The 12,157-nt window shown below is 66.7% G+C and carries 6 protein-coding genes; all 6 read left to right on the top strand.

Translation table 11 applies throughout. The features are described 5' to 3' along the window. Positions 1-26: 26 nt before the first annotated feature. The 6 genes from FXO19_RS04730 (at position 27) to FXO19_RS04705 (ending at position 12,099) form a co-directional block, all read left to right on the top strand. Positions 27-1,595, top strand: coding sequence for an APC family permease (locus FXO19_RS04730; protein ID WP_149193940.1), 1,569 nt, complete (start codon positions 27-29; stop codon positions 1,593-1,595). Between the two features lie 439 nt (positions 1,596-2,034). Then, positions 2,035-3,822, top strand: coding sequence for a DUF885 domain-containing protein (locus FXO19_RS04725; protein ID WP_187775629.1), 1,788 nt, complete (start codon positions 2,035-2,037; stop codon positions 3,820-3,822). Positions 3,823-3,854: 32 nt separating this feature from the next. After that, complete coding sequence (locus tag FXO19_RS04720) at positions 3,855-4,328, top strand: YybH family protein (RefSeq protein ID WP_223115427.1); 474 nt, start codon at positions 3,855-3,857, stop codon at positions 4,326-4,328. An 817-nt stretch (positions 4,329-5,145) separates the two neighbouring features. Further along, complete coding sequence (locus tag FXO19_RS04715) at positions 5,146-8,007, top strand: TonB-dependent receptor plug domain-containing protein (protein WP_223115426.1); 2,862 nt, start codon at positions 5,146-5,148, stop codon at positions 8,005-8,007. 95 nt (positions 8,008-8,102) lie between these two features. Then, a complete protein-coding gene (locus FXO19_RS04710; protein WP_255516295.1) occupies positions 8,103-9,698 on the top strand; it encodes an amidohydrolase family protein in 1,596 nt (531 codons plus the stop codon). A 49-nt stretch (positions 9,699-9,747) separates the two neighbouring features. Further along, the gene (locus FXO19_RS04705; RefSeq protein WP_255516294.1) at positions 9,748-12,099 is read left to right on the top strand and encodes a glycoside hydrolase family 127 protein; all 2,352 of its coding nucleotides are present in this window, start codon (positions 9,748-9,750) and stop codon (positions 12,097-12,099) included. Positions 12,100-12,157 lie beyond the last annotated feature (58 nt).

Raw genomic sequence — 12,157 nt, 5'->3', positions numbered from 1 at the left:
CACGTCCCCTTCCAAACAGGTGACCCATGGCTTCACAAGGTAAATTTCGCAAGACCCTCAGCCTCACCGACCTGACCTTCATCGGGCTCGGTTCGATCTTCGGTTCCGGCTGGCTGTTCGCTGCCAGCCATGTCGCCGGCATGGCCGGCCCGGCCGGCATCCTGTCATGGGTGTTCGGCGGTTTCGCCGTGTTCCTGCTGGGGCTGGTGTATTGCGAGCTTGGCGCGGCGCTGCCGCGCGCAGGCGGGGTGGTGCGCTATCCCGAGTACTCGCACGGCCCGCTGCTGGGATCGATGATGGGCCTGATCACCCTGATCGCGTTCTCCAGCCTGATCGCGATCGAGGCGGTGGCCGCCCGCCAGTATGCGGCGGCCTGGTTCCCGGGACTGACACAACCCGACAGCGGCGATCCCTCGCTTCTGGGCTGGCTGGTGCAGTTCGGCCTGCTGGTGCTGTTCTTCCTGCTCAACTACTTCAGCGTGAAGAGTTTCGCCATCTCCAACAACATCGTCAGCGTATTCAAGTTCATGGTGCCGGTTCTGGTGATCGTGCTGCTGCTGTCGCATTTCAACAGCGACAACATGCAATTGCACGGCTTCGCACCGTACGGCGCGGCCGGCGTCCAGGCCGCGATCTCGACCGGTGGCATCATCTTCGCCTATCTGGGGCTGACCCCGATCGTGTCGGTGGCCAGCGAGGTGCGCGACCCGCAGCGCACGATCCCGATCGCGCTGATCCTGTCGGTCCTGTTGTCCACGGGGATCTACGTGCTGCTGCAGCTGTCGTTCCTGGGCAGCATTCCCGCCGAACATCTGGTCGCTGGCTGGAACGGCATCGACAAGCTGTACTCGCTGCCGTACCGCGACATCGCGTTGGTGCTGGGCCTGGGCTGGCTGGCGACGCTGGTGGTGGCCGATGCGGTGGTCTCGCCCAGCGGCACCGGCAACATCTACATGAGCGCGACGCCGCGGGTGATCTACGGCTGGGCGCGCAATATCGGCGTCAAGTCCTTGACCAAGGTGGACGCCAAGTCAGGCATTCCGCGCCCGGCGCTGTGGTTGAGCTTTGCGCTGTCGGTGTTCTGGACCCTGCCGTTCCCGTCATGGGAGAAATTGATCGGCGTGGTCTCCGCTGCGCTCATGCTGAGCTACGCGGCGGCGCCGGTGACGGTGGCGTCGCTGCGCCGCAGTGCGCCCCACCTGGCGCGCCCGTTCCGGGTGCGCGTCCTCGCGCTGCTCGGGCCGCTGTCGTTCATCGTCGCCGCGTTGATCGTGTACTGGTCGCGCTGGCAGACGCTGTCGTGGCTGCTGGGCCTGCAGGTGGTGTTGTTCGCCGCGTACGTGCTCTACAAGCTGCCTTCGCGGGAGGCGCGCGCGCGCCTCCTGCGCCAGGTGCAGTGCTCGCTGTGGCTGATCGTGTTCTACGTGCTGGTGATGGCGGTGTCGTACCTGGGCACCTTCGGCGGCATCGGCGCGATCGCGCATCCCTGGGATACGCTGGCCGTGGCGGCGATTGCGTTCGTCGTCTACGAATGGGCGGCGCGTTCGGGGCTGCGTGCGGAGGAACTAGCGCTGGAAGAGGACGACGGTGCGTGAGGTCGGATGCAGGGCCGCATCGTTACGTGGGGACCGGCGCCACGGGCGGCCGTCGGCGGGAGGGTTCCGAGCCTGAGGTTTCCCCACATTTCTCGCAGCCTATCTTCCCCCTTTGAAAAAGGGGGATTGAGGGGGATTTGCTGTTGCTGTTGCTTGGTTGGGCACCGAGCAAATCCCCCCAACCCCCCTTTTTCAAAGGGGGCGACCAAGCCGTTGAACTGATTGTGGAAGACAGGTGGGCGGTTTTCCGCCGCGGCCACGATTTGTGCGGAATGCCGCACCTGTTGCGGTGCTGTCCCACAAGACGCGGCCGCCTTGCCTGCGCAGGATGGACGAAGGCGCGCTGGAGCGGAACGGCCGTCCGCCCTCCCTCCGATGCACCGCCACATCCACCGCAGGAGGGAGAAAGATGCACGCTGCCAGCCCCAACCAATCAGGCATGCTCCGACCGATCATGAAGACGCTTTCGCTGTCCATGGTAATGGCCATGGGCATGGCCGTGGTGCCTGCGATGGCGGGCCAGGACGAGGCACCGCAGGAGATCGCCAAGCCGGCCAATGCTTCCGAAGCGAAGCTGCGCGATCTCTATACCGACGAATGGGAATGGCGGCAGGACGAGTTCGCGCGCGAGAAGATCGACGGGCGCTGGCAACCGGCGGCCCGCCTGCCCTCGGTCACGCCGGAGAGCTGGCAGCGCCGTGCGGCGTACTGGAAGCAGGTGCTGGCGACGCTGGATGCGATTCCGGCGAAGGACTTCACCCGCGAGGAACAGATCAACGCGGCGGTGTTCCGCGCCACGGTCCAGGCGCACCACAACAACGCGGTCTGGCGTACCTATGAGGCGCCGTTCAACAGCGACACGTTCTTCTGGGGCGGCCTGAATCCGCGCCAGCCGTTCCAGAGCGAGGCCGACTGGCAGCGCTTCATCGGCCGGCTCGGCGACATCCCGCGCTATTTCGACGAGAACATCGCCAATATGGAGGCGGGGCTGTCGCGCGGCTGGAGCGTGCCGCGCTCGTCGGTTGAAGGGCGCGACGGCACGATCGAGCCTTACACGATCGCCGGCGACGGCAATCCGTTCCTCGACACCTTGGCCAAGATGCCCGTGTCGATTCCGGAGCCGGCGCGCAGCCGGTTGATCGAAGAGGGGCGCAAGGTGGTGCTCGAACAGGTGGTCCCGGCGTACAGAAAGCTGTTGAGCTTCATGCGCGAGCAGTATCTTGCGCGCGCGCGCACCAGCACGGCGGCCAGCGACCTGCCGGAAGGACGCGCGTTCTACAAGACGCAGATCGACGAATTCGTCACCCGCGACATGACTGCCAAGGAGATCCACGAGATCGGCCTGGCCGAAGTGGACCGTATCTCGAAGGAGATGCGCGAGGTGATGAAGCGGGCGAAGTTCGACGGCAGCTTCGAGGAGTTCCTGACTTTCCTGCGGACCGATCCGCAGTTCTACGCCAAGACGCCCAAGGAGCTGCTCCATTACACCGCCTGGATCTCCAAGAAGGCGGATGGCGAGCTCAAGCACGTGCTTGGCGTCCTGCCGCGCTATCGTTTCACGATCCTGCCGGTGCCGGAGGACATCGCGCCGATCTACACCTCCGGTCGCGGCGGGTTGGATTCGTGCCTGTTCAACACGTATGACCTGCCTTCGCGCCCGTTGTACAACCTGCCGGCGTTGGTGCTGCACGAATGCAATCCGGGACACAGTCTGCAGGCGGCGCTTGCCCTGGAGGCGCCCGCGCGTCCGGATTTCCGCCAGCAGACCTACTTCTCCGCGTACGGGGAAGGCTGGGCGCTGTATACCGAATGGCTCGGTACGTCGATGGGACTCTATGAAACGCCTTATGAGGATTTCGGTCGATTGACGTTCGAAATGTGGCGTGCGGCACGTCTGGTGATCGACACCGGCCTGCACGAGTTCGGTTGGAGCAGACAGCGAGCGATCGATTATCTCGCCAGCCATACAGCGCTGGCACACCAGGATATCGTCAACGAGGTCGACCGCTACATCGCCTGGCCGGGCCAAGCGCTCTCGTACTACATCGGTTACAAGACCATCCGCGACTTGCGCAGCGAGGCGGAACGCGAGCTCGGGACGGCATTCGACCAGCGTCCGTTCCACGACACCATCCTCAACCTCGGTTCGGTACCGCTGCCGGTCCTGGAGGAGCAGATGCGTGCGTTCATCGCCGAACGGAAGAAGGCGCAGGCCGGGGGCGGTTGATGCCCGGGCTCCATCGCTTGCGGGCGACAACGGTGCTGGCCGCGGTGATGTCCGTGGCCGGCACCGCGCAGGCAGGCGACCGGGAGCGGGAGGAGGAGTGGGCCATCCGCGGAGTCATCGCGGACATGCAGGCTGCCTGGAACCGCGGGGATTTCGCCGCCTACATGGCCGGCTTCCTGCGGCCGGACGTGGTGTTCGTGTCCCGAGGCCGGTTTCAGCGCGACTGGCAGGGGACGCTCGATCATTACATCGCCGATTACGGCGGTGCGCCGGATACGCGTGGTGTGCTGTGCTTCTATGACATCCGGATCGAGCGTCTTGCCGACGATGCTGCTCAGCTCGTCAGCCGCTACCACCTGGCGCGCGCGGACGAGCCGCAGTACGGGATCAATACCCGGTTGATGCGGAAGGTGGAGGGGCGCTGGGTGATCGCGTTGAACCACGTGTCGTCGGTGTCGACGCCCGATCCGGACGACCGTCTGCTGGCGAGCGACTGCCGCCCTTGAGCAGGCGCGGGTAGGTCTCCCCGGCAAAGCCGGGGTTGGCTCGCAGACGCCTTACCGCCCTTGCGCCATGCGCGAGGGCCGGATGCGGGCGCGGAGGATGGATGGCGCGTTATCGCGGACGGCGATGGTGGGCCTTGGCCCACCACAAGGGTGCGGCGAAGCGGCACGCGTCTGAACTCTTCCCACCGTCATCCGCCATGTCGCGGTCCGGGTGGCTGGCATCCAGGTTCACGGGCCGAGACCGATCGCGGTGGTGGACCAGAGCAGTCATGTAGACAGCAGGCGCAGGATCATACGGATTTCCCGTATTGGAATGTTTGTGCAGATTTGCGCAGATGAATTGTCGCGGTCGGCAGAAACCCGACGGTGGGCCGGCCTGCCCCTAGAAAATACGGGCCGTATGCACTGAAAGACAAGCATTCGAGAGTGTAGCCGTGTGCAAATTCGGGTGACGGGTTTCGCATGCACGGGGCCATGAAATTGCTGTATTGCACAAAACAATCATGCAGGTTTCCGCATGCAAATCCGTCAAACCACACAAGACCGGGCGCGCCACGGGCAACGAGACTTGGGGTCATGGAAGTGTCATCTGTCCGCTTGCCGTCGATCGGGAAGCGATGGCCTCTCCAGGAAAGGCGGAGACAGGCAAGAGTTTCACAACGCACCCAAGCACTCCTTTCACATCCGGGGTATTTCCATGACAGCCATTCGATGCGCCACGCGCCATTCCTCACGTGATTCGCAGTGCTTGCCGCAGCCACCGAAGAGGCGCCCTCTGGCCGACAGTGTTGCGAGCATCCTGGTCGCCGGTTCGCTGGTGGCGGGCGTAGCACATGCGCAGGAGCAGGCCGCCACGCCGGAAACGGAATCCAGGAACGCGACGGTTTCCAATCTCGACACGGTCACCGTGACCGGATCGCGCCTGGCGCGCAGTGATCTGAGCGCACCCAGCCCGACCACGGTGGTAACGAGAGAGGACATCGTGATGTCGGGAAGCGCGACGATCGAGAATGTACTCAACGAATTTCCCCAGCTCGCCGCCGGAAATACTTCCAGCGTCAACAACGGCGGCGGTTCCGGCGTGTTGACCGCCAACCTGCGCGGCCTCGGCGCCACGCGCACCCTGACCCTGGTCAACGGCCGCCGTTTCATGCCGGCCAATTCCGATGGCGTGGTCGACCTGGCGAGCATTCCCGATGCGCTGATCGAGAATGTCGAAATCATCACCGGCGGCGCCTCGGCGGTCTATGGCTCCGATGCCGTCGCCGGTGCGGTCAACTTCATCCTGCGCAAGGACTTCGAAGGACTCGAAGCGGCGTACACCCACGGGCAGACCGCCGAAGGCGACGGCGCCTACGACAAGTTCGACCTGACCCTCGGCGGCAACTTCGCCGACGATCGCGGCAACGCCGTGCTGTCGATCAGCCGCACCGAACGCGACGCCATACTGCAAGGCTGGCGTGATTTCTCGCGCGTGCCGCTCGATACCGTCGACGGCGAACTCGTGCCCGGCGGCTCCGGTTCGGTCCCGGGTACCCGGATCGGGCTCAGCGGCGCGCAGCTCGATTCGTTGGTCGGCGTCGATCTGGCCCCCTCCGGGGCATGCAGCGCAATCACCGGCATCCGTTTCGGCGAGGGCGGCACGCCGCTGGCGTACTGCAGCCCGCAGGACGCCTACAACTATGCGGACCTGAACTACCTGCAGCGCCCGTTGGAGCGGACCCAGGTCACCGCGCTGGCCAACTACACGATCAACGATGCGGTCGAGGCCTATGGCGAGGCCTACTACTCCAACAGCCGCAACGAGTACCAGCAGGCCCCCGATTCGTTCACGCCGGTGACGCCGGGCGCGCCGTCATCGACGCTGTTGGTGCCCAACTACGCCAGCAACCCGGTGCTGCTGCCGAACGTGCGTCAGTTCCTGTCCGACAACACCCACATCTTCGACCCGGATGGCGACGGCGTAGCGGAGATCGTCGGTTCGGGCCGGCGCGCCGACGAACTGGGGCCGCGCTTCTATACCTATGAGCGGGTCAGCTACAACCTGGTCGGCGGCCTGCGCGGCGATTTCGAGGCCGGCGGCGGCCACTGGTGGCGCTGGGACGCCTTCATGCAGGAGCAGCGCACCCGCACCGACACCACCAACAACAACCAGATCAACCAGGCGCGGCTGTCGCAGGCGCTGGATGCCACGGTGGATGCTGACGGCAACCTGGTCTGCGTCCATCAGGCCAGCGGCTGCGTGCCGGCGAGCATTTTCGGGCTGGGCTCGATCAACGCCGATGCGGCGGCGTTCCTGACCCCGCAGCGCGCCAGCTACGAGATCTTCGATCGCACGGTGGCCGGCGCCTCGATGAGCGGCACGTTGTTCGACCTGCCGGCCGGTTCGGTCGCACTGGCTTTCGGCGCCGAGTACCGCAAGGACGAGTACCGGTTCCAGCCCAGCCCGATGGACGTGTCCGGCGACTATGGCGCGACCTCGCAATCGCCGATGGCCGGCGAGTACAGCGTCAGGGAGCTGTTCGCCGAGTTCCGCGTGCCGCTGCTCGCCGATGCGCGCTTCGCGCACGATCTCGCCATCGAGGGTGCGGCACGCTATTCGGACTATTCCACCATCGGCGGCGTCAACACCTGGAAGCTCGGTGCGGAGTGGGCGCCGAGCGACTGGTTCCGCCTGCGCAGCGCGTTCAACGTCGCGATCCGTGCGCCGAGCCTGAACGAACTGTACGCGCCGCGGACACGCGGGTTCACCGCCGGCGTCGATCCCTGCACGGCCGCGGCCAATCCGAACGCGGCCCAGCAGCAGCTGTGCATCCAGCAAGGTGTGCCCGCCGCCGATCTGCCCAACTTCACCCAGGGCTCGGTCGGGTTCGAACGCACCACCGGCGGCAATCCAGACCTGACCGAGGAGAAGTCCAAGACCTTCACCATCGGCGCGGTGTTCTCGATCCCGGCCGTCGAGCGCCTGAACTTCGCGGTCGACTACTTCGAGGTCGAGGTCGAGGACGCGATCACCAGCATCACCGCCAACCAGATGCTTGCCGACTGCTTCAGCCGGGTCGATCCGACTGCGCCGAGCTGCCAGGCGATCGTGCGCCTGCCCAACGGCCAGATCGACGACGTGCGCTCGACGCTGCAAAACATCGGACTGCTCAAAGCCAGCGGGCTGGACTTCCAGGTCGACTACGGCTTCGCGGTGCCGTGGGGGATCGGCGGCGACGACGGCCAGGTCTCGCTGGCGTTGCTGACCAGCTGGCTGTTCGAGCGTTCGATGGAGGTCATCGCCGACCAGGGCGAACTCGACTGCGCCGGCTACATGGGCGGCGGCTGCGGCGGCGGGACCGGCAACATCATGATCCCGGACCTGAAGCTGAACATGTCGGCCGGGTACCGCAGCGGACCGCTGTCGCTGCGCCTGCAGGGCCGGATGATCGACAAGTTCGAGCTGCGGCCGGACATCACCGCTGCGGTCACCGAGTCGCCGCGGCAGTGGTACTTCGACGCCAACGCCGCTTACGACTTCAACGAGCACCTGCAGCTGTTCGCGGGCATCGACAACGTGTTCGACCGCCAGCCGCCGATCCTCGGCACCGCCCTGGCCGGCGATGCGAACACCGACGTCGGCCTCTACGACGTGCTCGGGCGTCGTTACTTCTTCGGCCTGCGGGTGAAGTTCTGATCCAGGTGCGGGCCGTCCATGGCGGATGGCCCGCGACGGATTGCATGTCTTTTCGGGAGAACGCGATGCGGGCGGTACGCAGGTGGGTTGTGAGCATGCTGGCGGCCCTGGCCGCGGCGTTTGGCGCGATGGCCGTTCCGGCGCTGGCCGCCGATACGCGCGAGGCGATTCCCGCGCGCGATGCCGGGCAGGGGCCGTACGCGCGGCTGGTGATCCGCAACGTCGATATCGTCGACGGCACCGGTGCGCCGATGCAGGGACCGTTCGACGTGGTCGTCGAGCGCGACCGGATCGCCGAGATCCGCTCGATCGGTGCGCCCGGGGCGATCGAGCCGGACAAGCGGGCGGACGCCGGCGAGCGCGAGATCGACGGCACCGGCTTCACCCTGATGCCGGGCTTCGTCGATACCCATGCCCACCTGCACACCCTGGACGACGCCCAGGGCGTGCCGCCCGAGTACGTGCTCAAGCTGTGGCTGGCGCACGGGGTGACCAGTGTCCGCGAACTCGGCAACGAGCGGCCGATCGAATGGCTGGTCGATGTCAAGCGCCGCAGCGAGCGCAACGAGATCGTCGCGCCGCGGATCGACGTCTATCCGTTCTTCAATGCGATCCAGCCAGATATCCATGACCCGGCGGCCGCGCGCGACGCGGTCCGGCAGGCCCGCCGGCGCGGCGCCGACGGCATCAAGTTCATCGGTTCGATCCCCGAGGACGTGCTATATGCGGCGCTCGACGAGACCGAGCTGCTGGACATGCGCACCACGATGCACCATGCGCAGCAGCTCGTGGCCTATGCCAACGTGCTGCAGACTTCGGCCCGCGGCCTGGACTCGATGGAGCACTGGTACGGCCTGCCAGAGGCGATGTTCACCGACCGCCGCCTGCAGCGTTGGCCGGCCGGTTTCAACAACACCGACGAGCAGATGCGCTTCGCCGAGGCCGGCCGCTTGTGGCAGCAGGCCGCCGAGCCCGGATCGGAACGCTGGAACGAGGTGATGGACACCCTGCTCGAGCGCGGCTTCGGCCTGAGCCCGACCTTCACCGCATATCTGGCCAGCCGCGATCTGATGCGGATGACCAATGCGACCTGGCATGCCGAGTACACCCTGCCGGCACTGTGGGATTTCTACCGCCCAAGCCGCCACCATCACGGCTCGTACTGGTTCGACTGGACCACCGAACGAGAGATGGACTGGCGGCAGAACTACCGCCTGTGGATGCGTTTCGTCGACGAATACAAGAACCGCGGTGGGCTGGTCGGGATCGGCAGCGATTGCGGCTACATCTACAACCTGTACGGCTTCGGCTACGTGCAGGAGATGGAACTGCTGCGCGAGGCCGGGTTCAGCTCGCTGGAAGTGATCCATGCCGCGACCGGCATGGGCGCGAAGATCATCGGGCGCGCGGACGAGGTGGGCACGGTGCGGGTCGGGCGCAAGGCCGACCTGGTGCTGGTACGCGGCAATCCGCTGGCGAACCTGAAGCTGTTGCTGGGCACCGGTACGATCCGGCTGGACGACGCGACCGGCCGGGTCGAGCAGGTCGGCGGGATCGACTATACGATCAAGGACGGCATCGTCTACGACGCGGCGGCGCTGCGGGCCGACGTGCGCCGGATGGTGCGCGAAGCCAAGGCCGCGCGCGGCCTGCCCGACGGGCCGATGCCGGTGGTCGATGCGCAGCGGTGAGGCGGCGATGGTGGGGCGAGGCAAGCGGAAAGACACGCGGATGAAGGCGATGGACATCGATGCCGGGCGCAGGCGCCTGCTGGCCTGGAGTGCGGCGGCCATCGCGGCGGGATGGATGGGCTTCCCGCGACAGGTGCTGGCGTTCGCGCCCGGACGGATCGCGAGGCCCGCCCCGGGCAGCGTGCGCCTGCTGCCGTCGGTATTCGCCGACACGGTCGCTGCGACCCGTGGCTATCTGATGCGGCTCGATGCGGGCCGCTTGCTGCACAACTTCCATGTCCAGGCCGGGTTGCCGCCGCAGGGCAAGGTCTACGGCGGCTGGGAAAGCGACACCATCGCCGGGCACACCCTCGGGCACTACCTGAGCGCGCTGGCACTGATGCACGAAGGCGACGGCGATGCGACGTGCAGAGCGCGCGCCGATGCGATCGTTGCCGAACTCAAGCGCTGCCAGCAGGCCGGCGGCGACGGCTACGTGGCCGGCTTTACCCGCAAACGCGAGGACGGCACCATCGAAGGCGGCCGGGTGGTGTTCGACGAGGTCACGCGCGGCGACATCCGCGCGCTGCCTTTCCGGCTCAACGGCAGCTGGGCGCCCTTCTACACCTGGCACAAACTGTTCGCCGGCCTGCTCGACGCGCACCGCTGCTGCAGCAACCAGGACGCGCTGGAAGTCGCGGTCGGGCTGGCCGGCTACGTCGAGCGCAAGCTGGCACCGCTGGGCCATGCACAGATGCAGCAGGTGCTCGACTGCGAATTCGGCGGCATGCCCGAGAGCCTGGCCGAACTGTCGGCCCGGACCGGCGACGCGCGCTGGCTGGCACTGGCGCGGCGTTTCCGCCACGACGTGGTGCTCGATCCGCTGGCAGCCGGGCACGACCGGCTCAACCGCCTGCACGCCAATACCCAGATCCCCAAGCTGCTGGGCGCGGCGCGCGGATTCGAACTCGACGGCGACCGCGGCGACGCGGCGGCGGCGCTGTTCTTCTGGCAGCGGGTGGCCGGTCATCACAGCTACGCCATCGGCGGCAATTCCGACCGCGAATATTTCCAGGCGCCCGACACCATTTCGAAGTACGTCACCGAGCAGACCTGCGAGCACTGCAACACGGTGAACATGCTGCGGCTCGGCCGCTATCTGCACCGCTGGTCCGGCGATGTGCGCCACGTCGAGTTCCACGAGCGCGCGCTCTACAACCACATCCTGTCGCAGCAGCATCCCGACGGCGGGCGCTATAGCTACATGACGCCGATGCTGAGTGGCGAGGCGCGCACCTATTCCGAGCCCGAGGGCGAGTTCTGGTGCTGCGTCGGCACCGGCATGGAGAGCCATGCGCAGTTTTCCGATGCGATCTACGGTTTCGATGGCCGCGACCTGACGGTCGACCTGTACATTCCGTCCACGCTCGAGGACCCGGAAAGGGGGCTGTCGCTACGGATGAGCTCGACCCTGCCCGATGCCGGACAGGTCGCGCTGGAGGTCGTCTCGGCCAGGCCCGGCGCATTGCGCAGCGTGCGGCTGCGCATCCCGTCATGGGCAGGCCAGGCGCGGATCGTCGTCAACGGCCGTGATGCGGGCGCCCGCAGGCGAAACGGCTATGCATCGCTCGAGCGCGAGTGGCGGGACGGCGACCGGATTGACATCGAGTTCACCCTGCCGGTTCTGGTCGAACCCTGTGGCGATGATCCGACGCTGGTCTCGCTGCGCCGCGGACCCTGCGTGCTCGCGGCCGATCTCGGCCCGGCCGATCAGCCTTGGGATGGCGTCGATCCCTGGCTACCGGTCGGGGTGGAGCGCAGCTTCGGCCCGGCGGGCGAGGGCGGCCGGTTGTCGGTCGACTTGCCTTCGCATCCCCGGGGACTGGCGTTCGCGCCGTTCCATGCGCTGCACGAGCGCAGGTATGCGGTCTATTTCCGGCATTTCGATGTCGAGGCCCGGCGTGCCTGGGAGGCGGCGCAGGCGGCGCGGCGCAAGCAGGCCGAGGCACTCGACCGACGCAGCCTGGACCACATGGTGCCGGGGGACGAAGCCAGCGAGCACGCGCATGCGTTCGCGTCCATGGGGGACTCCTACGCGGTCAGCTATCGGCGCCAGTCCGGACGCGATGCCCGCACAGGGGGTGCGTTCGAATTCACGTTGCGCGGCGAGCGTGCCGCCCGCCTCCTGCGGATGCGCTACTGGGGCGAGGAACACCGGCGCCGGTTCACGATCTCGGTCAACGGCACGCCGATCGCGCACGAGGTGCTCGACGGCGGACGCGGCGATGAGTTCGTCGACGTCGAATATCCGCTGCCGGATGTGTTGCGGGCGCCGCCAGCCGATGGCTGGCGGGTCCGCATCGAGCCCGACGCCGGTTATTCCGCTGGCCCGGTGTTCGGGAGCTGGCTGCTGGAAGCCTGATCCGGACGAGCCCGCATCGATGCCCCCGCGTCTTCCAGTAGGGCGGCGCTTGCTCCGC

The organism is Luteimonas suaedae (genome assembly GCF_008312895.1).
GTDB lineage: Bacteria > Pseudomonadota > Gammaproteobacteria > Xanthomonadales > Xanthomonadaceae > Luteimonas > Luteimonas suaedae.
Note: the sequence above shows the minus strand (reverse complement) of the source record. Positions and strands in the feature narration are given on the sequence as shown.

What these genes read in the sequence shown, in the direction of transcription:
- FXO19_RS04710 (WP_255516295.1), top strand. Translation starts at nt 8,103, where the DNA reads ATGCTGGCGGCCCTGGCCGCGGCGTTTGGCGCGATGGCCGTTCCGGCG.
- FXO19_RS04725 (WP_187775629.1), top strand. Translation starts at nt 2,035, where the DNA reads ATGCTCCGACCGATCATGAAGACGCTTTCGCTGTCCATGGTAATGGCC.
- FXO19_RS04730 (WP_149193940.1), top strand. Translation starts at nt 27, where the DNA reads ATGGCTTCACAAGGTAAATTTCGCAAGACCCTCAGCCTCACCGACCTG.
- FXO19_RS04705 (WP_255516294.1), top strand. Translation starts at nt 9,748, where the DNA reads ATGGACATCGATGCCGGGCGCAGGCGCCTGCTGGCCTGGAGTGCGGCG.